Raw genomic sequence first — 22,963 nt, forward strand, 5'->3', positions numbered from 1 at the left:
ACCCCGGCACTGACAGTCCCCTCCCGGAATCGCTTCGTCGCAGGTCAGCGGGGTGTCGCCGGTCACCGCGCAGTCGCGCGCTGAGCATCGGCGAGCCGTTCGCCGTATGGGAGGGCGGTCGGTGATGTCCGTGCGCTCACGAGGAGGAAGCCTTCGATGGCGTTCCGTTGTCCGAAGGTGTGGCTGTGGCGCTGGCGGCGCAACCCGCTCAAGCGACGTGCCGACACGGTGGAGGCCTGGGTCCTGCTCGGCGCCGGGATGCTCACCGTCCTCGGCGGGGTGCTCGCCGGTCTGACGGTGGCCCGGTCCGTGGAACAGGAGCTCGCTCGTGAGCGTGCCGAGTGGCGGCCCGTGACGGCGAGCCTGACCGAGGACGTCCCCGGAGCGTCCCGCGCGGCAGGCGGCGCGTCGAACGGCGAGCGGGTGTGGGCCGAGGTGCGCTGGACGGCGCCGGACGGTTCCTCGCGCACCGGCCAGGCCCGGGTCCGCCCCGGCAGCTCCGTCGGCACACCGGTCAGCGTGTGGACGGACCGCCGGGGCCGCCTGGTGACCGCGCCCGCCTCCGAGTCCCAGGCCCGGGTGCGGGCCTCGCTGATCGGCGGCCTCGCGGGAGTGTGCGCCGCCACGGTGCCGTTCGCCGGCGGGCGCGTCCTGCTCGCCCGCCTGGAACGCCGCCGCCTGGACCAATGGGACCTCGACTGGGCGCGGTTCGACCCGCTGTGGGGGCGCAGGACGGGCTGACGGGGCGGCGACACGCCCCGTCGGCACGCTCAGTCCTCGCCAGGCAGCGCCCTGCTCAGGATCGCGTCGATGTCGGCCGCGTCGGGAAGCGTGCCGAACGCATGCCCCCAGTCGCCGCCGAGCCGTGTGGCGCAGAACGCGTCGGCGACCGCGGGCGGGGCGTACCGGACCAGCAGCGAGGCCTGCAGGGTGAGCGCCATCAGCTCCACGAGCCGCCGCGCACCGGCCGGCGAGGCCGTGGCCAGCCCCTGCTCCAGGCGGGACACGGCCGCGTCCAGCCGTGCGTCTGTGCCCTGCGCCAGGGCGAGCTCGTCGAACAGCGCCTGAGCGGTACCCGGCTCGCGGCTCAACGCCCGCAGCACATCGAGGGCGTTGACGTTCCCCGAGCCCTCCCAGATCGACAGCAGGGGCGCCTCACGGTAGTGGCGGGGCAGGCCCGAGTCCTCCACATAGCCGTTGCCGCCCAGGCACTCCAGGGCCTCCGCGGTGAAGGCGGGGCCCCGCTTGGTCACCCAGTACTTGCCGACGGCGGTCGCGATCCGGCGGAACGCTGCCTCCGTGCCCTGCTCGTCGGCTCCGCGCACCGCACGGTCGGCCGCGCCGGCCAGCCGTAGCGTGAGCGTCGTGGCGGCCTCGGACTCCAGCGCGAGGTCGGCGAGGACGTTGCGCATCAGCGGCTGGTCGACCAGTCGGGCCCCGAACGCGCTGCGGTGCCGCACATGGTGCCCCGCCTCGACGAGCGTCTTGCGCATCAGGGTCGCCGACATCATCACGCAGTCCAGCCGCGTGCAGTTGACCATCTCGATGATCGTCTTGACGCCCCGCCCCTCGGGCCCCACCAGCCAGGCCACGGTCCCGTCGAACTCGGGCTCGGAGGAGGCGTTCGAGCGGTTGCCCAGCTTGTCCTTCAGGCGCTGGATGCGGAAGGTGTTGCGGCTGCCGTCGGGCAGGACGCGCGGCACGAAGAAGCAGGACAGGCCGCCCGGAGCCTGGGCCAGCACCAGGAAGACGTCGCACATGGGCGCCGAGGTGAACCACTTGTGCCCGCGCAGCGTGTACACGCCGGGCTCGGCGGTCGGCGTGGCCGTCGTCGTGTTCGTGCGGACGTCGGAGCCGCCCTGCTTCTCGGTCATCCCCATGCCCGCGAGCAGGCCCCGCTTCTCGGTCGGCACGCGCAGACCCGGGTCGTACTCCCGGCTGGTCAGCAGGGGTTCGTAGACCTTCGCGAGCTCGGGCTGCCGGCGCAGCACGGGGACGGCGGCGTACGTCATCGACGTCGGACAGCCGTGCCCGGCCTCGGTGTGCCCCCACACCATCCCGCCCGCGGTCCGGGCGACATGCGCTCCGGGCCGCTCGTCCGCCCAGGGCGCCCCCGCCAGCCCCTCGGTGACGGCGACCCGCATCAGGTGGTGCCAGCTCGGGTGAAACTCGACCTCGTCGACGCGATGGCCGTACCGGTCGTGCGTGCGCAGCTCGGGCTCGTAGCGGTTGGCCTGCTCGCCCCACTCCTGCGCCTCGGCACTCCCGGCCCGCCGGCCGAGCTGCCGGATGTCCTCCTCGGCCCACGCGGCGCCCTCTCGGCGCAGCCCTTCGAGCAGGGCCGTGTCCTCGGATGCGTCGTAGGGGGTCAGAGGAGGTGGCTGGTTGGTGACGTCGTGCGTCGCGTAACCCGGGTGCTGCTGCTCCTGCGCCAGTGTCGAGGCCATACGGCGAGTGTTGCACTCTGGCTACAGCCGCAGCAATTCTGCAACATGAAAATCCGCCGCGTACAGTACGTGACCATGCGGGCGAACGTGACAGCGCAGCAGGTCGGCGGGCTCGAGCTGCGCCCGCTGTCCGCGCGGTCGGTCGTCCTGAGCCTGCTGCTGGGCTCGCACCCGCCCGAGCTGCCGGTGCGGGACCTCGTGCGCGGCGTGGAGCCGTTCGGCGTCGGCGGGTCCACGGTGCGGGCTGCGCTCAGCCGGATGGTGACCGCCGGTGATCTGCGGCGCGCGGGCGGTGTCTACCGGCTCAGCGAACGTCTGCTGGAACGGCAACGCCGGCAGGACGAGGCCGTACATCCGCGCACGCGCGCGTGGGGCGGCGACTGGGAGATGGTCGTGATCACCGCGACCGGGCGCGGACCCGCGGAACGCGCCGACCTGCGCAGCCGGTTGACAGCGCTCCGGCTCGCCGAACTCCGCGAGGGCGTCTGGCTGCGGCCCGCCAACCTGCGCCGGTCCCTGCCGGACGACCTGGACCAGGTGGCCCAGCGCTACACGGCCCGTCCGGACGACCGCCCACCGCGTGAACTGGCCGCGAACCTCTGGCCGCTCGATGCCTGGTCCGCCACCGCCCGGGCCCTGCTCGCCCATGCCGCCGGGGCGGACCGCCCGGCCGACCGCTTCACCGCCTTCGCGGCCGTCGTACGCCATCTGCTCGCCGACCCCGTTCTGCCTCCCGAACTCCTCCCCGCCGACTGGCCGGGCACCGAGTTGCGCACCGTGTACGCGGACTACCAGCGGGAGGTCACCGAGGCGGTACGCGCGCGTGGCCGCCAGGAATGACGCGGCGGCCGTACGAAGCGCCGTGCGGGGACGCTTCGGACGGCCGCCTTCACCGTGGGGGGGACTACCTGCGGCTGGGGGCTACCTGTAGGTGATGTCCGAGCTGGAGTACAGGCAGTTCGTGCTGTCCGGGCCCGTGCCCACGGCGGTGTTGTTGTTGTACTTCTGGCAGGGGATGACCTTGCGGCCGGCGTCGTTGAGGATCGTGATGCCCCGCAGCGTCGCCACGTCGTTGCGGTTGACGTTGATGCCGACCAGGCGCGCGGTGGATCCGGTGCCGGTGACCTCGATGTTGCTGAGGTTGACCTTGCGCGTGTACTGCGTGGAGCAGTCGCCGCACGAGCGGTACAGCGTCTTGAACTCGCTGACCGCGAAGTTGGAGATGTTCACCGTGCCGGGCCCGTTGTGCTGGAAGACCTTGTCGGCGGCCTTCTTGGCGCCACCGCCGATCACGTTGTAGGTGGAGCCGCCACGGAAGGTCGCGGCGTCCTCGCCGACGTCCTCCCACCACACGTTCTGCAGGGTGCAGTTGCCCTCGCAGTGGATGCCGTCGGCGCCGGGCGCGCCGATGATGACGTTCTTCAGCGTCGCGCCGGCCGCGAGCTTGAAGATCGGGTCCTGGCCCTCCTCCTGGCCGTCACCGGCCAGGTCTCCGGTGCCGTAGAACTTCTTCATGCCGTAGTCCTTGGTGCCGGACACGGAGATGGTGGAGGACGTCCCCTGGCTGCCGTTGGGCGTCGGCCAGGTGGCGGCGCTCGCCGGCGACGTGCCGAGTGTCGTGATCATGACAGACGAGAGACCGAGCGCGGCCAGCCCGCCGGTCAGTGCGCGTCGGCGGGCGCGGGGCTTTGCTGGTGAAGTCATGTCCCGATGCCTTCTTCCAGTTGGGGGGTGGTCAGATCTTTCCGGTGCCCGCGCCGGACGTCACCGAGGCGACGACCGTGGACGCGGACTCCGCGGTGTAGCTGTAGGGCGGCGTGGTGAAGGTGCCGACCCGGGAGATCTCGGTCGCGGCCCCGCCGAGATCGTTGCCGCGCAGATTCGCGTAGCCGTCCACGTCACTGCTGCGGTTCGTGGTCACAGCGATCTTCGTGTCGCGGAAGACGTTGTTCTCCACGAGCATCTGGGCGCCCATGCGCGAGTGGCAGGCGGTGTCCGCGCCGGCCACGTAGTTGTTGTAGAAGTGCCCGGTGCCGAAGCGCAGGCTGGGGATGCGCGAGTACACGTTGCTGAAGTGGTTGTGGTGGTACGTCACCTTCAGGTGCCCCGTGTCCTCGGACGCGTTGTTGTCGCTGTGGCCGACGAGTGAGCCCTTGAAGTGGTCCTTGAAGGTGTTCCAGGACACGGTGACGTTGTCCGAGCCGTGGTTGATGTCCAGCAGACCGTCGTAGTGGTCCTTGTCGTGCTCGCGGTCCGCCGAGAAGGAGTTGTGGTCGAGCCACACCTTCGTCGACGCCTGGACGGTGATGCCGTCTGCGGGCGCGACCGGCTTGCTGATGTTCAGGTTGCGGACGACGACGTTGGAGACCTCCTTCAGGCGTAGTCCGCCACCGGTGAATCCCGACGACGAACCGACGCCCAGGACGGTCGTGTTGGACCCGATGTCGACCTGACCGCTCAACGAGATCAGCCCGTTGACCCGGACGACCTTCGCCGCGTTGCCGGACACGGCCGACCTGAAGGCGTCGAGCGTCGAGACGGTCACCGCCGTGGCGCTGCCGCCGCCGGTCGCCCCGGCGCCGAACCCGATCGGTGAGCTCTCGGCCGCCCCGGCCGACTGCGGGAGGGTGACGACGGCCACCGTGGCGATGGCCGCCGCGGCCGCCACCAGGGCAGATCTTTGCGCGTGTGTACGTGGGGGGACTGTGCGCATGCGGGTGCGTCCCTTCGAGAGGGCTTGTTAGGTCCTGTACGTGAATGACGTACGTCATGCTGAACGCCTCGCGCGGGCAGGGTGACGATTCCGACCCAAGGGGGCGTCGACCGGTCAGCCTGCTGAACGGAACGTAGGGGGCAAGCGCTTTCTAGTCAACGCTTTGCGCAGAACACATTCGGACGCTTGGGAGCGCGCAGGAAGCGGCCGGAACCATGGTGGGGGAGCGCTCCATGACGGCCCGGCGCAGCCGCTGCGAGCTCGCACCGGTCACGCGGGTTTCCCCTTCCGCGCGGATGACGTCGCGTTTCCCGGGAACACGGCGGGTGAAGAGAGCGGATCTCTCAGGGAGGCGTGGAGTGTCATGACAGCGCAGAAAACAGCGCAGAAATCCTCGCCCGAGCCGGCGCAGCCGCTGCGCGCCACCGCTGCGACGCTGCGCGCCGTGCCGAGTGCCGCCGCCTCGACGCTGCGCAGGATGCCGGGTGCCGGGGTCGTGCGCAAGGTGCCCGACGCGGTGCGCCATGCGCCCGAGACGGTGCGCCATGCGCCCGACGCGGTGCGCCATGCGCCCGGAGCCGATGCGGTGCGCAAGCTGCCCGACGCGGTGCGCAAGGTGCCCGGCGCCGGCGCCGTGACCAAGGCGGCCGAAGGCGCACTGGACGCGGTCGGCACTGTGTCGCCGCGTGGTCGGCGCATCGCCGTGTACACCGGCGCCGGCCTGCTCGGTGCCGCGGGCCTCGTCGAGTGGCCCGTGGCCGCCACCGTCGCCGGCGTGGCCTGGCTCACCCAGCCCCGTCCGCGGCACGACGGCGCTGCGGAAGAGAAGGGCAAGAAGGCCGAGAAGGCGACGAAGGGCACCAAAACGGCTGAGAAGACGACGAAAGGCACCAAGACGGCCGCCGCCCGCCGTACGACAAGCGGTGGCAGCCGTTCGACGTCGACGAGCACGCGAACGTCCGGCAGCCGGAGTGGGACGTCCGCGCGCGGGAAGTCGCCAGCCGCCGGCAGCCGTACATCGTCCACGTCGTCCACCGGCCGGCGTACGACTACGACGAGCAAGGGACGCACGTCGTCGACCGGCAGCCGTGCGTCGTCGTCCGCCGGTCGGCGCAAGGCGACCGCAGGCGGATAGGGAACGCGGGCCGGGAGCGCAGGCTCCCGGCCCACCCGGAACCACGAGCTGAGGGATGAGATGGCGCTTGGGTTGCTGACGGGTTCGGCTGCGGCCCTCTCCGACGCCGTACTGGCCGGGCCGGGGCTGCTGGTGAGCGGTGCCGCGCCCGCGGTGGGCGCGGCGGCGGGCGCCCTGGCCGGGACCGCACGGGCCGGGGTGCGCGGCGCGGACGCCCTGGTGCGGATGACGCGGGTCGCTCGTGCCGCAGTGCCGGGCGGCGATCGCCACTGGCGGTCGGGCCGGCGGGCACACCTCGCACTGCGGCTTGCCGGACCGGAGACGGAACGACGGGCGGTCGGGACGGCGCAGGCGGCGCGGCGGGTGGCCAGGGCGCTGGCGGAGCATCCGGACGTGGCGTACGCCTACTGGGACGGTGGGCTGGCCCGGCTGGTGATCGTCGCGACCGAGGACGCGGTGGGTGACCGGGTGCTGGAGAGGGCGAACGACCTCGCAGCCCGCCACGGACTGGTACCGGCGGACGACGACGTGGAGGAGTTCGCGCATCCGGGCGACCCGGGTGAGGTGCGGACCACGGCTGGGGCGCTCGCGGCCGATGCCGTGGGGATCGTCGCCGCCGTCACCGGATCGGCGCTACGGCTGCCGGCCTCGCCCCGGCTCGTGACCGCGGGTGTCACGCTGCTGCGCGAGAACCCCCGCTTCCGCAGCTGGATGCGGTCCCGCTTCGGCCCCTCCCGTATGGACCTGATGCTGGCGGTCGTGAACGCGGCCGCCCACGGCGCGGGGCAGACACCGATCTCGCTGGTGCTCGACGGGGTCCTGCGCTCCTTCCAGCTCACCGAGACACTGGCCCGCGCGGCCGCCTTCGACGTGGTGCACGACCAGGTGTGCGGGCCCGGGCGCCAGGACGTGGCCGCGCACCGGTTCCCGCGCCCGCCGCTGCGGACCACACCGGTGCACGAGTACGCGGTCCACGCCGAGGCCGGCAGCCTGGCGGGCGCCGCCGCGACCTTGCTGGTCAAGCACAGCGGCGCCGAGGCGGCCGAGGCGGTGCTCGCGGGCTCCCCGAAGGCCGCCCGCTACGGGCCCGCCTCCTTCCACGCCGTGCTGGGCTGTGCGCTCGCCCGCACCGGTGTGCTGGTGCGCAACATGCAACGGCTGCGGCAACTGGAGACGGTCCGGACGGTCTTCCTGCATCCCAGTGCGCTGCACACGGCCGAGGGCGACGCCGACCCGTGGGCCGAGGCCGTGCTGGACGCGGCCCGGCGCGCCGGGCTGAGGGTCGTGGTCGTGGACGATCCGGCGCTCGGCGAGTTCACCGCCCTCGCCGACCACATCGTCGCCGCCGACCGGCCGTCCGACGAGGTGGTGAACGGGCTGCGGGGGCGCGGCGGTGTCCTGACGGTGGCCCGGCCGAGGTCGTCCGAGGACACCGACGTCCTGGCCGGGCTGCTCGCCGGTGACGTGGCGGTCGCGCTCGCCGACGGGGACGCGGCCGTCGCGTGGGGTGCGGACCTCGTCGCCCCGGGCGGGCTGGCCGACGTGTGGCGGCTGCTCGCCGCGGTACCCGCGGCCCGCAAGGTCGGCCGGCGTTCGCAGACCCTCGCCCGGTCCGGGGCCGCCCTGTCCGGGCTGCTGGTGGCCATCGGCGAGTCCGGGAACGGCAATCGCACCCCGCTGATCGGCCTGCGCCACGCCCCCGTCGACGTGGGCGCGGCCGTCGCCCTGCTGAGCGGGGCACGCGCCGCCGTCGGTGTGGCGGCCGCCCGGGCGCCGCACCCGCGGCCGCGCGTGGCCTGGCACGCCCTGAAGGTGAGCGACGTCCGCAAGCGGCTGGACCGCGGGGCGGAACGACAAGCGACCCCCGTACAGGAGGCGAGGACCCGCGTCCGCAAGGCGGCCGATGCCGTCGGCCGCGTCCCCGCCCTTGCGCCGGCCCGGTGGTCGCTGCAGCTGGGCCGGGCCGTACGCGGCGAACTGGACGACCCGCTCACCCCGGTCCTGGCGGTCGGCTCGGCCGCGTCGGCGATCCTCGGCTCCGTCGTGGACGCGCTGCTGGTCGTCGGCGCCCTGGACCTGAACGCGCTGGTCGGCGGGATCCAGCGGCTGCGGGCCGAGCGGGCGCTGTCCGGGCTGCTCGCGGAGCAGAAGCAGAAGGCGCGCGTCACCGCCGAGGACCCATCGGCCGGTGCGCGCACGGTGGACGCCACCCGGCTGACGCCCGGTGACGTGATCGAGCTCAACGTCGACGACGTGGTACCTGCCGACGCACGTCTGCTGTGGGAGGACGGTCTGGAGGTGGACGAGTCGGCGCTGACCGGCGAGTCCCTGCCGGTGGACAAGCAGACGGAACCGACTCCGAGCGCCGCGGTGTGCGGCCGTCGCTGCATGGTGTTCGAGGGGACGACCGTCGTCGCCGGGCAGGCCAGGGCCGTCGTCGTGGAGACCGGCGACCGCACCGAGGCGGCCCGCGCCGTCCATCTCGCCGCCCGCACACCGCCGGCCGCCGGCGTCCAGGCCCGGCTGCAGGAACTCACCCGCAAGGCACTGCCGTTGACCATGGCGGGCGGCGCCGCGGTGACCGGCCTGTCGCTGGTGCGCGGCGCACCGATACGCCGGGCCGTCAGCGGTGGCGTCGCGGTGGCGGTGGCCGCCGTTCCCGAAGGGCTGCCCCTGGTGGCCACGGTCGCGCAGTTGGCGGCCGCCCGCCGACTCAGCCGACGTGGCGTCCTGGTCCGTGCTCCGCGCACGCTGGAGGCACTCGGCCGGATGGACACGGTCTGCTTCGACAAGACCGGCACCCTCACCGAGAACAAGTTGCGCCTGGTCCGCGTGACCGACGTGGACGGTGAGGTCCGCAGGCCGGACGAGGCCGCGGACTCGGTCACGATGCGGGTCGCGGTGCGCGCCTGCCCCCAGCCCGAGGAGGGCCCCGACCGGCCGGTGCACGCCACCGACGAAGCGGTTCTGGACGCGGCACCGCGCGACCCCGAGTGGGTCCAGACCGAGGGCAGGCCGTTCGAGGCCGGCCGGGGCTACGCCGGCGCAGTGGGCCACGCGGCGGACGGAGAGCGCATGCTCGTCGTCAAGGGCGCGCCGGAGACCGTGCTGCCCGCCTGCCGCGACGTCCCCGACCACGCCTCCGACAAGGCCCAGGAGCTGGCCCGCAACGGGCTGCGGGTCCTCGCGGTCGCCAGGCGGCGCCTGGCCGAGGACGAGAAGGACACCGAAGCGTGCGAAGCCCCTCTGGAGCAGCTGGAGTTCACCGGACTGCTCGCGCTGGCCGACGTACCGCGCGAGACATCCACGGCGCTCGTGCACGGGCTGCGCGAGGCGGGCGTACGACCGGTGATGCTGACCGGCGACCACCCGCAGACCGCCCGGGCGATCGCCCTCGACCTGGGCTGGCCCGAGGACACGGCCGTGATCACCGGTGACGAACTGGCCGCCGCCGACCGCTCGGAACGCGCCCGCATGCTGCACGACGTGGGCGTCGTGGCCCGGGTCGCGCCCGAGCAGAAGCTCCAGGTCGTCGAGGCGCTGATGGACGCCGGCCGCGTTGTCGGGATGGTCGGCGACGGCGCCAACGACGCCGCCGCGATCCGCGCCGCCGACATCGGCGTCGGGATCAGCGCCCGCGGCTCGGCGGCCGCCCGCAACGCCGCCGACCTGGTGCTCACCAACGGAGACCTCACCGTCCTCGTCGAGGCCGTTGCCGAGGGCCGCGCCCTGTGGCACAGCGTCGCCGACGCCGTCGCCATCCTGATCGGCGGCAACGCGGGCGAGGTCGGCTTCGGCGTCCTGGGCACCCTCCTCGCGGGCGCGGCGCCGCTGTCGACCCGTCAGATGCTGCTGGTGAACCTGTTCACGGACCTGTTCCCGGCGATGGCCGTGGCGGTCACGCCGCAGAAGGACCCGGCCGAGGACGCGAGCGCCGGCAGCCGGCCGTTGGGCGCGACGCTGCTCGGCACCCCGCTGATGCGGCAGATCCGGCACCGCGCGCTGACCACGACCCTCGGCGCGGTCACGGCCTGGCTGATCGGCCGCTTCACGCCGGGCTCGACCCGCCGGACGACCACGATGGCCCTGTGCGCCGTGGTGGGCAGCCAGCTCGCCCAGACCCTCGCCGACCGCCGGGACAGCCCGCTGGTGCGGGTCACCGTCCTCGGTTCCGCGGTCGCGCTGGTCGCCCTGGTCCAGATCCCCGGCCCCAGCCAGTTCTTCGGCTGCACGCCGCTCGGCCCGGTCGCCTGGGCCGGCGTGCTGGCGGCGATCGCCTTGGCGGTGACCGGCCAGCGGGCGCTGCCCCCGCTGGAGCGAGCGGTCGTCCGGCTGAGCCACTGACCAGCGACACGGTCGAACCGGACGAAGCGGAGCCGCCCTCTAGACGGCCTCTTCCCGGGGCTTTCCGACGTGCTTCTCGGCGCCGCCGACCGGCAGTCCTCCCGCCTCGGCGAGATCTGAACCCGCCTTTGCGGGAAGGTGGTTGAAGAGCAGGTTGAGTACGATCGCCGTCAGGCAGCCGGCGCTGATCCCGCTGTGCATGATCGTCTGGAACCAGTCCGGGAACCGGTCGTAGATCGTCGGCACCCCGACCGGCAGCACGCCCATGGCCACCGACACGGCCACGACCGTCAGGTTGTGATTGCCCCTGAAGTCGACCTCGGCCAGGGTCCTGAGGCCGCTGGCGGCGACCGTCCCGAACATCACCAGGCCCGCGCCGCCGAGGACCGGCGCCGGAATCGCCGCGACCACCGCGCCCAGCTTGGGCAGCAGGCCGAGCAGCACCAGGATGCCGCCCGCCGCCGCGACGACCCAGCGGCTGCGCACCCGGGTCATACCGACGAGGCCCACGTTCTGCGCGTACGCGGTGTAGGGGAAGGTGTTGAAGACACCGCCGAGTACGGTCGACAGACCGTCGGCGCGCAGCCCGTCCGCAAGGGAGCGGGGCTCGACCTTCCGCCCGGTCATCTCACCGACCGCGATGAAGTCACCGGTCGTCTCCGTCATGCACACCAGCGCGACCACCAGCATGGACACGATCGCCGACACCTCGAAGGTCGGCGCCCCGAAGTGGAACGGCGTGCTGATCCCGACCCAGTCCGCGTCGGAGACCCCGCCGAAGTCCGTGAACCCGAACGGCACCGCGACCGCGAGCCCCACCGCGATCCCGATCAGCACCGCGATCCGGCTCAGGAACACCGGCGCGAACCGCTGCACGCCCAGCACCACCGCCAGCACGAACGCGGCGAGCGCCAGGTTCTTCGGCTCCCCGAAGTCCTCGGCCCCCGCACCACCGGCGGCCCAGTTGCCCGCCACCGGCAGCAGCGAGATACCGATGATCAGGATCACCGTGCCGGTGACCAGCGGCGGGAAGAACCGCAGCAGCTTGCCGAAAACGGGCGCGAGCAGCACGATCGCGAGTCCCGCGACGATCACCGAGCCGTAGATCGCGGGCAGTCCGCCGCCGGTCGTCCCGATCATGACCATCGGCGACACGGCCGCGAACGTACAGCCCTGCATGATCGGCAGCCGCACGCCGAACCGCCAGAAGCCGATGCACTGGATGAGCGTGGCGATGCCGCACACCAGCAGATCGGCGGTGATCAGATACGCCAGATCCGCCGGCGGCAGCTTCATCGCACCGCCCACGATCAGCGGCACGGCCACCGCGCCCGCGTACATGGCGAGCACATGCTGCAGCCCGAAGGCGGCCAGCTGCCGTACGGGTGGGACCTCGTCGACGGGATGGACGGGCACGGTCGATGCCATGGGCACTCCAGAGCGGCGGTGAGCGGGGAACATCCGAACTGCAGGAGACCGTAAGCGGCTTGAACAGTTTGTTGATTTCCGTCTCGTTGCAGCCGTGTGTCCTGCCCGCCGGAGGCGCCGGTTTCTGCTACGAGTCGACCCTGCGCGCCGCGGTCAGCAGCGACTCCCAGTCGGGCAGCTTGACCACGCTCCGCCCGAGCGAGACCCCGAGTTCCGCCTCGGCCCGCTCGATGGCCCGCCACCCCGCCCACTCGACCGGCTCGACGCCCTCGGCCCGCAGTACCGCGAGGGGATCCTCGGGGATTTCCTTCCGTACGAGAACGGGGGCGTCCTCGAGCAGCGACAGCACCGTCTCCTTGGCGCACGGACGGTTGGTGCCGATGACACCCGTCGGGCCCCGCTTGATCCAGCCCGCCACGTACTCGCCCGGCGCCACGACCCCGCCGCGCAGCACCCGGCCGGCCAGCTGCGGCACCGTGCCGGTCGCCGGGTCGAAGGGCAGCCCCTCCAGCGGCACTCCGCGATAGCCCACCGACCGCAGCACCAACTGGGCCTCGATCTCCTCGTACCGGCCCGTCCCCGTCACGCCGCCCTGCCCGTCCGGCAGCGTCCGTTCGAACCGCACCGCGCCCACGCGCCCGCCCTCGGCGAGCAACTCCACCGGGCGCAGGAAGAACCGCAGCCGGATCCGGCGCGGAAGATCCCTGGCCGGCTGGGCGGCCCAGCCCCGCAGCACCTCCACGTTGCGGCGCTGCGCGGCCGGCAGCGCGGACGGGTCGACGTACGCCGGATCCAGCGCCAACTCCTCCGGATCCACGCTCACTTCGGCACCCGGCAGCGAGCCCAGCTCGCGCAGCTCCTTGGTGGTGAAGCGGGCCTGCGAAGGGCCGCGCCGCCCCACCATGTGGATGCCGGTCACCCGGCTCGCCCCCAGCGCGGTCAGCGCCGTCTGCGGCATGTCGGTGGGGCTCAGCTCGGCCGCGCCGCGCGCCAGGATCCGGGTGACGTCCACGGCGACGTTCCCCACGCCGATGACCACGGCCGACCGGGCGCCGAGCACGAACCCGTCCTCCACGGCGTCCGGATGCGCGCTGTACCAGGACACGAACTCCGTCGCCGAGAAGCTGCCCGGCAGATCCTCCCCGGGGATCCCGAGATGCCGGTCGGTCGCGGCTCCCACGCAGTACACGACCGCGTGGTACAGCTCCCGCAGCCGGGCGGCCGGCACTCCGCCGGCGCCGACCTGGACGCCGCCGAGGAACCGCACCCGCTCGTGTTCCAGCACCGTCCGCAGATTGTTCTGCAGCGACTTGATCTTCTCGTGGTCGGGCGCCACGCCGTAGCGCACCAGACCGTACGGGCACGGCAGCCGGTCCAGGACGTCAACGAACACGGTGGGGTCCAGCTGGACAAGGCTCTGGGCGGAGTAGACCCCGCTCGGCCCGGAGCCGACGACGGCGACACGCAGCACGGCGGAACTCCTTCGTCCGGTGGTCCGGCGGATCGTCCGGTGCATCACAGGAGATCGCTGACGGGTCCAGCATTGCACCGCTGCCGCTCCGCTGACAGGGTGCCGCGCCAAGGACGGACGCGTGTTCCGTTCGTATGGAGTGTGATCATGCGGTTACGTTGCGTGCGTGCTGGAAGCATCCTTTCTTGATCTTTCTGATCGCCGTCCGGAAGACGGTGCGGTGTCCGTGTGGCCCGCGTGGGAAGTGCGCGAGGAGAGCGGCGCGACGGCGTGGTTCCATGTGCGGCTCGACTTCGCCGACGGCGCCCGGGTCGACGCGCTCGCCGTGGCGGCCGACGGTTGCGTCAACCTCGAGGACGTACGGGCCCGGCCCGCGCTGTCCCTCGACGATCTGGCGGTGTTCGCCGACTGGATCGAAGAGCCGCTGTTCTCGGTGTGCGGCGGTGCGGGGACCGAGCCGTTGCAGGGGGAGCCGGCGGGCGGCAGGCGCGCCCGCCCCGCCTGGCCGCGTGGCATCGAGGGGAGCCGGCTGGTGGCGCAGGAATACCGCGCCGCGCAGCACGAGGGGCTCGACCCCGTCCTCGCGGTGATGTGCGCGACTGGGCACAGCCGCCGCCGGTCGCTCAGGCTGATCGCCCAGGCGCGTGACGCGGGCTTCCTGACCCCGCGTCACGCACGGCGCTGAGCGGGCCCGGCGGGCGCAGAGGTCACACGGGCGCGGACGTCACAGCATTCCGCGCATGCGCGTGATCTCGCTCGTCTGCTGGGCGATCACGTCGTCGGCCATCTCCTCGATCCGCACGTTGTTGCCCTGCGACTTCACATCCGTGGCCATCGTGACCGCCCCTTCGTGATGGGTGATCATCAGCGTGACGAAGAGCTGGTCGAACGCCTTCCCCTCCGCCGCGCGCAGGTTCTTCAACTGCGCCTCGGTGGCCATCCCGGGCATCGGGCCGTGGTGGTGGCCGTCGCTCTTCTCGTCCTCGCCGTGCGTTTCCAGCCAGCTCCTCATTGCCGCGATCTCGGGCCCCTGCGAGGCCTCGATCCGCTCCGCCAGCTTCTTCACCCGCGACGACTCGGCGCGTTCCGGGGCGAGTTCGGTCATCTCCAGGGCCTGGGAGTGATGCTCGATCATCATCCGCGCGTAGTCGATGTCCGCCGAGTTGGGCGTGTCGTCGTCGGCGCGCTGCTGTGCGGCGTCCTCGGCGGACATCGTGCGGTTCGCCTCGCCGGGCTTGCCGGGCACGAGCACCGAGGGGCCGCTCGCCCGGTCCGGCTCCGCGTCGGAGCCGGAGTCGCAGCCCCCGAGCGCGAGGGCGGCCAGGGTGGCCAGTGAGGCCGCGGTGAGTGAAGCGCGCGACGCTCGACGGAAGGGCACAACGACCTCCTGTGGCAGGCGGGTGAGGGGGCACCTTGTGAGTGCTGGTGACCGTCCTAACACACGCTTCCGCTCATGAACGAGCGAAAACCTTCATTACATGTTCGTTGCCCCCTGTTGATCTGTGCATGCAGAAGACGATACTTCGGGGGTCCGTGAACCGTTCCCTGGCGAACGGAACAAGGGAGGAAGCAGTGACCCTGTTGAACAACCCCCGAACGCGGCGCAGACGCCTGGGAGTTGCCGCGGCAGCGGCCGGACTCCTGGCCGCGCTGCTGACGGTCCATCCGGCGGCCGCGACCCCCGACCCGGGGGACGGCCCGGCGACCGACAAGGAGGTGTCCCGCAGCGCCCAGGCCGAGGTGCGCGAGGCCCTGGAGAGCGGGGAGATACCCGGCCAGGACGAAGTCGTCCACTCGGACAACATCGAGCACGTCACGAACATCCCCAAGGACGTGCTGCCCGGCACCAATTCGGATCTCGCCTTCCAGGGCAGGTACGCCTTCGCCGGCAACTACGACGGCTTCCGCATCTTCGACATCAGCAACCCGAAGTCGCCGAAGACGGTCGCCCAGGTGCTGTGCCCCGGCTCGCAGAACGACATCTCCGTCTCCGGCAACCTGCTGTTCCTGTCCACCGACTCCTCGCGCAGCGACAGCAGTTGCAACAGCACCACGCAGCCGGTGACCGAGAAGTCCTCCTGGGAGGGCATGAAGGTCTTCGACATCAGCGACAAGCGCAACCCGAAGTACGTCGCCGCCGTCGAGACCGCCTGTGGTTCCCACACCCACACGCTGGTGCCCGAGCGCAGGAACGTCTACATCTACGTCTCCTCGTACTCGCCGAACGCCGCGTACCCCGACTGCCAGCCGCCGCACGACGGCATCTCCGTCATCAAGGTGCCTCGCAACGCGCCGGAGAAGGCTGCGCTCGTGGGCTTCCCGGTGCTCTTCCCCGGCGAGGGCCCGGACGGCGGCGGCAACCCGGGCGGGCCGACCAACCCGGGTGTCTCCAAGACGACCGGCTGCCACGACATCACCGTGCTGCCCTCACAGGACCTGGCGGCGGGCGCCTGCATGGGTGACGGCATCCTGTTCTCCATCAAGGACCCGGAGCGCCCGAAGGTCATCGACCAGGTGCAGGACAACGTGAACTTCGCGTTCTGGCACTCGGCGACCTTCAACCAGGACGCCGACAAGGTCGTGTTCACCGACGAGCTGGGCGGCGGTGGCGCGGCCACCTGCAACGAGGAGATCGGCCCGAACCGCGGCGCCGACGGCATCTACGACATCGTCGGCAAGGGCGACAACCGCAAGCTCGTCTTCCGCAGCTACTTCAAGATCGAGCGCCACCAGGCGGACACCGAGGTCTGTGTGGCCCACAACGGCTCGCTGATCCCGGTCAAGGGCAAGGACATCATGGTCCAGGCCTGGTATCAGGGCGGCGTCTCCGTCTGGGACTTCACCGACTCCGCCCGCCCGAAGGAGATCGCCTACTTCGAGCGCGGTCCGCTGACCACCGACCGGGTCACGACCGCCGGCTCCTGGTCGGCGTACTACTACAACGGTTACATCTACTCGAACGACATCGCCAAGGGCTTCGACGTCCTGAAGCTCGACGACCGGCGCACGGACCCGGCGAAGCGTGTCCGTCTGCACGAGCTCAACGTGCAGACGCAGCCGGACTACTTCGACTGATCCGAAGCCGGCCGACCGAGGGCCGGTGTGTCTGCCGGGTCTGTCGCGAAGAACCGTGACAGGTCCCCGTCGCGTGTCCCGCCGGGCGTTTCGGCGTCCGGCGGGCACCCGAGCTCCCAGTCGAGCCGGTAGCGCCGGAACAGCTCGGTGCGCAGGGGAGTGATCGGCATCCCCACGTTCGGCAGCACCATCGCATAGACGGCCCCCATGAGCAGGGCGCGCAGCATCGGATAGTCGGCCTCGGCGTTCCGGGAGCCGTGCCGGGCGACGGTGTCCCGCAGCAGCTCGGCGAGCCGCTGCTGCTCCGGGCACTGCACGAAGCCCTCGGTGTCCAGCAGTCCCGCCATGTGCTGGCGCATCAGCACGGTCCGGTCCCGGGCCAGGCCCAGGATCGCGTCGATGGCACGCGCCATCCGCTCCTGGCCGTCCTCCGTGCGCGGTTCGCGCTCCAGTGCCTCCTCCAGCGTGCGGTGCATCAGCCGGTGCACGGCGGACTGCACGAGCTGGCGTTTGCCGGGGAAGTAGTACGACACCAGTCCGCGCGCCGAGCCGGCCCGGTCCGCGATGTCGCCGAGGGTCGTGGCCTCGTATCCCCGCTCGCTGACCAGCTCGACCGCCGCCTGCAGGAGCCGCTCCCGGGAACGCCGCCGCAACTCTTCATTGACCGAAGCGCTGCGGGGGGTCATGCTGTAACTCCTGCGTTGACTGGCTGCCAGCCAACTATACTCGGAGCGTCCGTCCCGGGCCCTGCGTGGCCGGGACCGGCGGTGCCGTCTGTCTCGGGCGACGCGGGGGATCGTCCGAGACAGACGGTCATGTCACGGGTCGGTCGACGAGGTCCAGCACAGGGCGCAGCCCGTCGGGCCGCTCGTCGGCCGGCAGGTGGTGCACGAAGTGGACCGCGCAGCCCAGGGCGGCCGCGCCGCCGTCCGCCCGGTGGTCGTCACCCACCATCAGCACCTGCTGGGGATCGGCGCCGAGATCCGCGCAGGCCGCGGCGAACAGCCGCGGATCCGGCTTGTGGATGCCGTGCTCGTACGACAGGACGTACGTGCCCACGTAACGGTCGAGCCCGTGCGCGCGGAACACCGGGCGCAGGTCCCAGCCGATGTTGCTCACCACGCCGATGCCGACTCCCCGCTCGTGCAGCGTCCGAAGCACCTCGGCTGCGTCCGGGTACGGCGTCCACGCGGCCGGGGTCATATGGCGGTCGTAGAGCGCGTCGTGCAACCCGGGGTCGGGCAGCGGCACGTGGCGGGAGAGGCCGGTGTAGGCGGCCCGGTGCTGGGCGGAGCTCTGGTCCCGGACCTCCCACACGTCGGCCAGTTCGGCGGGCACCCGCTCCGGGAGCGCCCCGCCGGGCAGCGCCCCGGCCGCCTGCAGCGCCTGCGCGGCCTTGCCGAACTCGGGCTCGGGCAGCGGGACATCGGCCTCGGTCAGTACGGCGCGCAGCCAGGACTCGGTGGACTCGACACGGAAGAGGGTTCCGGAGAAGTCGAACAGCACGGCGATCATGCGGTGATCCTATGGGCCCGAGTTCCACGCCGAAGGCGGTTCGCCTCCGGCCGTGGTCAGGGTCGCCACCGTTCGTGGGCGGTCACCGCGAGCGTCACCACCGTCGCGCCCAGCAGCCAGCCGCCGACGACGTCCGAGGTCCAGTGCACGCCGAGCCACACCCGGGTCAGCCCCACGCCGAGCACGGACACCGCGGCCACGACGAGGGCCGTACGGCGCAGGGTGCGGTCGGCGCCGTGGCGGTGCAGGAGCCACAGGAGCAGGCCCAGTACCACCGTGGCGGTCATGGCGTGGCCGGAGGGGAAGGCCGCGTAGTGGGCGGAGTCGACCGGGTCGGACCAGACGGGGCGCGGGCGGTCGACCGCGGCCTTCAGGAACTGCTGCGTCGCCGTGCTCAGGGCGACGGTGACCACCAGCCACACCGCGGTCCACCACGCCGAGTGTCTCCACACCAGCCACACCACGACCGCCCCGCACAGGATGCGCATCGTCAGCGGGTCCCAGGCCCAGTCCGTGAGGATGCGGCACACCTGCGTGATCCCGGACTCCTCGACCGCCCAGCGATGGGTGGTGCGGGAGACGTCGCCGTCCAGGTTCATGAGGGGGTACCACTCGGCGGCGACCAGGACGAGGAGCAGGAGGGAGCACAGCGCCAGCGTGATGGGCGTCCGGCGGGCGGTGCGGTACTCCGGCGGGCGGGGTGGGGACTCGACGGTGGGGATGTGCATGGTGCGATCCTCGCCGACTGGTGGGGCGGGAGGCGACCCCCCTCCCAGGATGCGGCTACCCCAGTGCCCGCAACCCCGGTACGAACGCCACCAGCAACGGCACGACCGGCACGAGCGCGGCTGTCGCCGTGAGCCGCAGCCGCCGGGCAGCGGTGAGGCGGTCCGGGGGAGTGAGCAGCCGGTGCACCCGCTGCGGCACATGGGCCTGCGGTGTCGGGCAGGGGCCGAACACGCCTCGGTCCTCGTTGACTCCCACCAGCGCGAGGGCAGTGGTCAGCCGCCCGAAGCGGCGGGAGGCCATGTCGTCCGCGGCGAGCTCCACCAGTCGGTGCATCTCGTCGCGGAACGCGGCGAACACCGGCACCCGCGGGAACCCGCCCGCCAGTGCGGCCGAGCAGTGCAGCAGCCAGTCGTGCCGGGCCCGCGCATGTCCCTGCTCGTGCGCGAGGAGGGCGTCCAGCTGTTGTCCCTTCAGCCGGCGCAGGGCGGCGGTGGTGAGGACGAGCCGGGGTGCCGTGCCGGGCAGCCACCAGGCGTCCGGCCGCTCACCCTCCAGGACGACGAGCCGACCGTTCCCCGGTTCCTCACCCGGCAACAGCGGGGCCCGCACGAGGAGTTCGGCACGTCGCCGCCGACGCCGCGCCTGCGCCCGTACGACCTCCCGGACCAGCATCACCGCGGTCCAGACGGCGCCCGACGCGAGCGCGAGCGCTGTCGTCGCCGCCCAGGGGCCGGTCGTACCCAGCGCATAGGCCTCCACGACCGCACGCGGTGCCGGCGCGAACACATGGCCGCGCACCGCCTGCCAGGCGGCCGCCGCGCTGAGCGTCATCGACAGCGCGCAGCACAGCAGTACGGCCACCACCACGCACTGCCAGACCCACAGGGCAACCACCGGTTCGCGGTTCGGCCAGTCGGTCCGGGCGAGCAGCCGCGGGGCCAGGACGGCGGTCAGGGCGCCGAGCAGCAACAGTGCCGCGGGGACCATCATGGGGACACCTTATGAGCGCCGGCTCAGCGGGAGGCTCGCCTTCCCGCAAAGTGACACAGACCACGGGGTTCGTACCGTCCGCGTCCGCCGTGTCCTCACAGCGTCAGCAGCATCGCGACCATGGCGATGCCCATCGACAGCCGGCAGGCCCGCGCCAGCTCGGGCCGGTCGCCCCACCCCGCGGTGCGGGGGGCGCCCGCCACGGCCGGGGCGGGTATCAGGCGCACTCCGCCGAGCAGCACGTATCCGGTGAAGTAGAGCAGCAGGAGCCCGGTGAGCAGGGGGAGTCCGGCGCTGCCGTGCCCGTGTCCGGGGGCGTCGTTCGGGGTGCCGGCCATCACCACCGCCATGTAGACCATGGCCGAGGCGCCCACCAGGTGGTGCAGATGGCGGGCCCCGCCCCGGGCCGCCCACAGGGCGCGCAGTGCGGCCGCGCCGAACAGGACCGCGAAGGCGGGCCAGGCCCAGGCCGGCGGTGTGTACACGGCCGACGGTACGGCCATCGCGGCCATGCCGAAGCCCATCAGCGCCTCGTCTCCCGCGGCCCGGCGCTGTTCCTCGACGGTGCTGCGCAGGCGCAGCAGGCAGTAGGCGCCGGTCACCGCGCACAGCGCGACCAGCAGCCAGCCGGACGCAGCCGGTCCGTGCACGCGCACCTCCCTGCCCGAGGGGCCGGTCGACAGGGCGTCGACGGTCGGTCAAAGGGATGCCCGGTCCGTACGGCGCGCACGCGAGCGCAAGGGTGTACGCGGGGAGCATTCGGCGGAGCGCGGGAGGGCGGGGCGGCGCCGGAGGCCGTCCCACCGATATCTTTTACTAGTAAAACACCTGTTAAGCTGTTTGCCATGAGCAGTGCGACCCCCGCCCCCACAACCCGGCGCCTGCGCCGACTCCCGCTCACCGGCGTGCTGCGCCTCGGCCGCCCCTCCGACATCTGGTCCAAGCCCGCGCTGAGCGTGGTCGCCGCGGTCGCCCCGCCCAACCTGACCCTCCTGGTGCTCGACCGCCTCGACCTGGCCGTCTACACGATGGCCGGATCCCTGTGCGCCCTGTACGCCCACAACCGTCCGTACGCCGCCCGGGCCAGGGCGCTGGCGTGGGTGGTGCTGGGCATGCTCGGCGGGCTCGCCGTCGCCCTGGTCACGGCCTCGCTGACCACGAACGCCGTCGTGCTGGTCACCGTCGGCGCCCTGCTGGCTGCCGTACAGAAGGCGCTGTGCGACGCGACGCGCATCGGGCCGCCGGGCAACGTCATTCCCACCTTCGTCAGCTCCGCCGCGCTGTTCGCCCCGCAGACCCCGGCCCAGATCCCCGGTCACCTGGCGCTGGGCCTCGTGGCAGGCGTCTGGTCCTGGCTCGTCTGCATGGCGCCGGCCCTGGTCCGCCCGTACGGCCCGGAGCGCCGCGCCACCGCACACGCCCTGAACGCCGCCGCCGCGTACGCCGACACCCGCGGCACCGGAGACGGTCACGCCCGGGCCGTCGCGGCCGCCGCCGTGCAGGCTGCCTGGCAGTCGCTGCTGTCCGTCCGCGCCCGCTCCACGACCCGGCGTGCCCTGCAGCGCCTCGTCGTCCGCGCCGAGGTCGCCCTGGCCGCGCCCGCCGACACGGATCCGGCACGCCTGCGCGCCTGGGCCCGTGACCTGCGCGGCACCCGGCCCGTGCCGTACCCGGGTGGCGCGGACGCCGACGAACTGCTCGGCCTGGACATCGACTTCGCCGCCCCGAGGCAGCCGCTGCGGCGCGCCCTCGCGCCGCTCACCCCGATCGCCCTGCGTACCGCCCTCGGCTGCGCCCTGGCCGGATACGCATCCCTCGCCGTCGGTATCGGCCGCCCCTACTGGGCCCTGGTCACCGCCGCCGCCCTCTACCAGGCCAACCTCGCCCTGACCTGGAGCCGGGGCGTGCAGCGCGTCGTCGGCAACCTCGCCGGGGTCCTCCTCTTCGCCGCCGTCGCCCCGCTCGCCCACCTCGGCCCCGCGGCCCTCGTGCTGTGCTGTCTCACCTTCAACTTCGGGGCGGAGGCACTGATCGGCCGCAACTACTGGCTCGGCAGTGTCTGTGTGACCCCGATGGCGCTGCTCATCACCGAGTTCACCGGGTTCCAGGATCCCGGGACGCTGATCGTCGAGCGGGTCGTCGATACCCTCGTCGGCGCGCTGGTCGGCCTCGTGGCCGCCGTCGCCGTCACCAACCGGCGTGCGGGCGACCGCCTCGAACGCGCCCTGGCCGTCGCCGAGCGTGCCCGTGAGCGGACCGCCCGTCTGCTGGCCGAGCCGCACCCGGACGCCGGTGCTCTTCAGGCCGCCCGCCGAAGCCTGGCCGCCGCCCTGGCCGACCTGCGCGCCACCGCGGATGCCGCGTCCGGCGAGTGGCGGCAGCGGGCCCTGCCCCAGGAGCGGGTCGTGCTCGTCGAGCAGTCGGGACACCGTACGCTCGCGGCGACGGTACGGCGCCAGGGTCCGGACCTGGACCGGGACACGGGCATGACGACGGAGGACGCACGGCCATGACGGGGACGAACCGGCGGCGGACGACCGGGCACGAGACGACCGGCGCGACGGGGCGCGACGCCGGTGCTGCGCGGGGCGACACCGTCGCCGCGGTCGTCCGGCAGTGGCAGTCCGTGCGCCCCGACCTCGACACCGGCCCCATGGAGATCATCGGCCGGGTCAACCGCTGTGCCGCCCTGCTCCAGCAGGCCGAGGACGCACCGTTGCGCCGGGCCGGGCTCAGCCGGCCCGAGTTCGACCTGCTCGGCGCGCTGCGCCGCACCGGTCACGAGCTGACGCCGGGCGAACTGGCCCGGGAGACCTTCTCCTCCGGTGCCGCCGTCACCAAACGCCTCAAGCAGCTCACCGAACGCGGCCTCGTGGAGCGACGCGGTGACGCCCGTGACCGCCGCGTCGCCCACCTTCGCCTCACGGACGCCGGACGCGACCTGGTCGACGCGATCCTGCCCGAGCAGCTCGCCTACGAGACCGCTGTCCTGTCCGGCATGGGCACACCGGCGCAGGGCGAACTCGCCGCGTTGCTGGGTCAGTTGCTCGAGCAGCTGGAGGGCCGGCTCGGGGCACTGCGGGTCTGAGCGGCCGCCGGGCGTTTCCCGACGGTGC

Annotated in this window: 19 protein-coding genes; 8 read left to right on the forward strand and 11 right to left on the reverse strand. The window is 72.6% G+C overall.

The annotated features are described in order from the left end of the window. Positions 1-156 precede the first annotated feature (156 nt). The gene (locus ACFVJQ_RS08830; protein ID WP_385508895.1) at positions 157-741 is read left to right on the forward strand and encodes a hypothetical protein; all 585 of its coding nucleotides are present in this window, start codon (positions 157-159) and stop codon (positions 739-741) included. Between the two features lie 29 nt (positions 742-770). On the opposite strand, the gene ACFVJQ_RS08835 is transcribed toward ACFVJQ_RS08830, so the two are convergent. Then, a complete protein-coding gene (locus ACFVJQ_RS08835; RefSeq protein WP_385508894.1) occupies positions 771-2,447 on the reverse strand; it encodes an acyl-CoA dehydrogenase family protein in 1,677 nt (558 codons plus the stop codon). Positions 2,448-2,522: 75 nt separating this feature from the next. Here ACFVJQ_RS08835 and ACFVJQ_RS08840 point away from each other — a divergent pair, with 75 nt between their 5' ends. Then, the gene (locus tag ACFVJQ_RS08840; RefSeq protein ID WP_385508893.1) at positions 2,523-3,287 is read left to right on the forward strand and encodes a PaaX family transcriptional regulator C-terminal domain-containing protein; all 765 of its coding nucleotides are present in this window, start codon (positions 2,523-2,525) and stop codon (positions 3,285-3,287) included. Between the two features lie 81 nt (positions 3,288-3,368). Here the strand turns inward: ACFVJQ_RS08840 and ACFVJQ_RS08845 are convergent, their stop codons facing one another. Together ACFVJQ_RS08845 and ACFVJQ_RS08850 are read right to left on the reverse strand one after the other, a co-directional pair. Further along, complete coding sequence (locus ACFVJQ_RS08845) at positions 3,369-4,151, reverse strand: pectate lyase (RefSeq protein ID WP_224736623.1); 783 nt, start codon at positions 4,149-4,151, stop codon at positions 3,369-3,371. Between the two features lie 31 nt (positions 4,152-4,182). Further along, the gene (locus tag ACFVJQ_RS08850) at positions 4,183-5,160 is read right to left on the reverse strand and encodes a polysaccharide lyase family 1 protein (RefSeq protein ID WP_385508891.1); all 978 of its coding nucleotides are present in this window, start codon (positions 5,158-5,160) and stop codon (positions 4,183-4,185) included. 364 nt (positions 5,161-5,524) lie between these two features. On the opposite strand from ACFVJQ_RS08850, the gene ACFVJQ_RS08855 reads away from it, so the two are divergent. Continuing rightward, complete coding sequence (locus ACFVJQ_RS08855; RefSeq protein ID WP_385508890.1) at positions 5,525-6,295, forward strand: hypothetical protein; 771 nt, start codon at positions 5,525-5,527, stop codon at positions 6,293-6,295. 60 nt (positions 6,296-6,355) lie between these two features. Next, positions 6,356-10,639, forward strand: coding sequence for a cation-translocating P-type ATPase (locus tag ACFVJQ_RS08860; protein ID WP_385782056.1), 4,284 nt, complete (start codon positions 6,356-6,358; stop codon positions 10,637-10,639). Between the two features lie 39 nt (positions 10,640-10,678). Here the strand turns inward: ACFVJQ_RS08860 and ACFVJQ_RS08865 are convergent, their stop codons facing one another. Together ACFVJQ_RS08865 and ACFVJQ_RS08870 are read right to left on the reverse strand one after the other, a co-directional pair. Continuing rightward, positions 10,679-12,067, reverse strand: a complete 1,389-nt coding sequence (locus tag ACFVJQ_RS08865; RefSeq protein WP_385508888.1) for a nucleobase:cation symporter-2 family protein — start codon at positions 12,065-12,067, stop codon at positions 10,679-10,681. Positions 12,068-12,194: 127 nt separating this feature from the next. Beyond that, positions 12,195-13,538 (reverse strand): FAD-dependent oxidoreductase, encoded by a 1,344-nt coding sequence (locus tag ACFVJQ_RS08870; protein WP_385782059.1) that lies wholly within the window; start codon positions 13,536-13,538, stop codon positions 12,195-12,197. Between the two features lie 220 nt (positions 13,539-13,758). Between ACFVJQ_RS08870 and ACFVJQ_RS08875 the strand changes: the two genes are divergently transcribed. Further along, a complete protein-coding gene (locus tag ACFVJQ_RS08875; RefSeq protein WP_385508886.1) occupies positions 13,759-14,223 on the forward strand; it encodes a DUF6214 family protein in 465 nt (154 codons plus the stop codon). A gap of 39 nt (positions 14,224-14,262) precedes the next feature. On the opposite strand, the gene ACFVJQ_RS08880 is transcribed toward ACFVJQ_RS08875, so the two are convergent. Beyond that, positions 14,263-14,916: a DUF305 domain-containing protein gene (locus ACFVJQ_RS08880; RefSeq protein ID WP_385508885.1), complete on the reverse strand. Its 654-nt coding sequence runs from the start codon at positions 14,914-14,916 to the stop codon at positions 14,263-14,265. 194 nt (positions 14,917-15,110) lie between these two features. Between ACFVJQ_RS08880 and ACFVJQ_RS08885 the strand changes: the two genes are divergently transcribed. Beyond that, positions 15,111-16,613: an LVIVD repeat-containing protein gene (locus tag ACFVJQ_RS08885; RefSeq protein WP_224735668.1), complete on the forward strand. Its 1,503-nt coding sequence runs from the start codon at positions 15,111-15,113 to the stop codon at positions 16,611-16,613. Here ACFVJQ_RS08885 and ACFVJQ_RS08890 read toward each other — a convergent pair. The 5 genes from ACFVJQ_RS08890 to ACFVJQ_RS08910 form a co-directional block, all read right to left on the reverse strand. Further along, entirely contained in the window at positions 16,601-17,299 is a 699-nt protein-coding gene (locus tag ACFVJQ_RS08890) for a TetR/AcrR family transcriptional regulator (RefSeq protein ID WP_385508884.1), read from the reverse strand. The genes ACFVJQ_RS08885 and ACFVJQ_RS08890 overlap by 13 nt on opposite strands. A 127-nt stretch (positions 17,300-17,426) precedes the next feature. Continuing rightward, positions 17,427-18,128, reverse strand: coding sequence for an HAD family hydrolase (locus ACFVJQ_RS08895; protein ID WP_385782063.1), 702 nt, complete (start codon positions 18,126-18,128; stop codon positions 17,427-17,429). 56 nt (positions 18,129-18,184) lie between these two features. Continuing rightward, a complete protein-coding gene (locus tag ACFVJQ_RS08900; RefSeq protein WP_385508882.1) occupies positions 18,185-18,856 on the reverse strand; it encodes a phosphatase PAP2 family protein in 672 nt (223 codons plus the stop codon). Between the two features lie 55 nt (positions 18,857-18,911). Further along, entirely contained in the window at positions 18,912-19,847 is a 936-nt protein-coding gene (locus ACFVJQ_RS08905; RefSeq protein WP_385782066.1) for a M56 family metallopeptidase, read from the reverse strand. Positions 19,848-19,942: 95 nt separating this feature from the next. Further along, the gene (locus tag ACFVJQ_RS08910) at positions 19,943-20,497 is read right to left on the reverse strand and encodes a DUF5134 domain-containing protein (RefSeq protein WP_385782069.1); all 555 of its coding nucleotides are present in this window, start codon (positions 20,495-20,497) and stop codon (positions 19,943-19,945) included. A 195-nt stretch (positions 20,498-20,692) separates the two neighbouring features. Here ACFVJQ_RS08910 and ACFVJQ_RS08915 point away from each other — a divergent pair, with 195 nt between their 5' ends. Beyond that, entirely contained in the window at positions 20,693-22,360 is a 1,668-nt protein-coding gene (locus ACFVJQ_RS08915) for an FUSC family protein (protein ID WP_385782073.1), read from the forward strand. Further along, positions 22,357-22,935, forward strand: a complete 579-nt coding sequence (locus tag ACFVJQ_RS08920; protein ID WP_385782077.1) for a MarR family winged helix-turn-helix transcriptional regulator — start codon at positions 22,357-22,359, stop codon at positions 22,933-22,935. The genes ACFVJQ_RS08915 and ACFVJQ_RS08920 overlap by 4 nt, the downstream gene beginning before the upstream one ends. Positions 22,936-22,963 lie beyond the last annotated feature (28 nt).

It is taken from the genome of Streptomyces sp. NPDC127197, assembly GCF_042672405.1.
In the GTDB taxonomy this organism is placed as follows: domain Bacteria; phylum Actinomycetota; class Actinomycetes; order Streptomycetales; family Streptomycetaceae; genus Streptomyces; species Streptomyces flavusporus.

Bases quoted from the DNA above. Each gene is read 5' to 3' on its own strand.
- ACFVJQ_RS08855 (WP_385508890.1), top strand. From the start codon at position 5,525: ATGACAGCGCAGAAAACAGCGCAGAAATCCTCGCCCGAGCCGGCGCAG.
- ACFVJQ_RS08920 (WP_385782077.1), top strand. From the start codon at position 22,357: ATGACGGGGACGAACCGGCGGCGGACGACCGGGCACGAGACGACCGGC.
- ACFVJQ_RS08905 (WP_385782066.1), bottom strand. From the start codon at position 19,847: ATGATGGTCCCCGCGGCACTGTTGCTGCTCGGCGCCCTGACCGCCGTC.
- ACFVJQ_RS08895 (WP_385782063.1), bottom strand. From the start codon at position 18,128: ATGATCGCCGTGCTGTTCGACTTCTCCGGAACCCTCTTCCGTGTCGAG.
- ACFVJQ_RS08865 (WP_385508888.1), bottom strand. From the start codon at position 12,067: ATGGCATCGACCGTGCCCGTCCATCCCGTCGACGAGGTCCCACCCGTA.
- ACFVJQ_RS08845 (WP_224736623.1), bottom strand. From the start codon at position 4,151: ATGACTTCACCAGCAAAGCCCCGCGCCCGCCGACGCGCACTGACCGGC.
- ACFVJQ_RS08915 (WP_385782073.1), top strand. From the start codon at position 20,693: ATGAGCAGTGCGACCCCCGCCCCCACAACCCGGCGCCTGCGCCGACTC.
- ACFVJQ_RS08850 (WP_385508891.1), bottom strand. From the start codon at position 5,160: ATGCGCACAGTCCCCCCACGTACACACGCGCAAAGATCTGCCCTGGTG.
- ACFVJQ_RS08830 (WP_385508895.1), top strand. From the start codon at position 157: ATGGCGTTCCGTTGTCCGAAGGTGTGGCTGTGGCGCTGGCGGCGCAAC.
- ACFVJQ_RS08835 (WP_385508894.1), bottom strand. From the start codon at position 2,447: ATGGCCTCGACACTGGCGCAGGAGCAGCAGCACCCGGGTTACGCGACG.
- ACFVJQ_RS08840 (WP_385508893.1), top strand. From the start codon at position 2,523: ATGCGGGCGAACGTGACAGCGCAGCAGGTCGGCGGGCTCGAGCTGCGC.
- ACFVJQ_RS08890 (WP_385508884.1), bottom strand. From the start codon at position 17,299: ATGACCCCCCGCAGCGCTTCGGTCAATGAAGAGTTGCGGCGGCGTTCC.
- ACFVJQ_RS08860 (WP_385782056.1), top strand. From the start codon at position 6,356: ATGGCGCTTGGGTTGCTGACGGGTTCGGCTGCGGCCCTCTCCGACGCC.
- ACFVJQ_RS08900 (WP_385508882.1), bottom strand. From the start codon at position 18,856: ATGCACATCCCCACCGTCGAGTCCCCACCCCGCCCGCCGGAGTACCGC.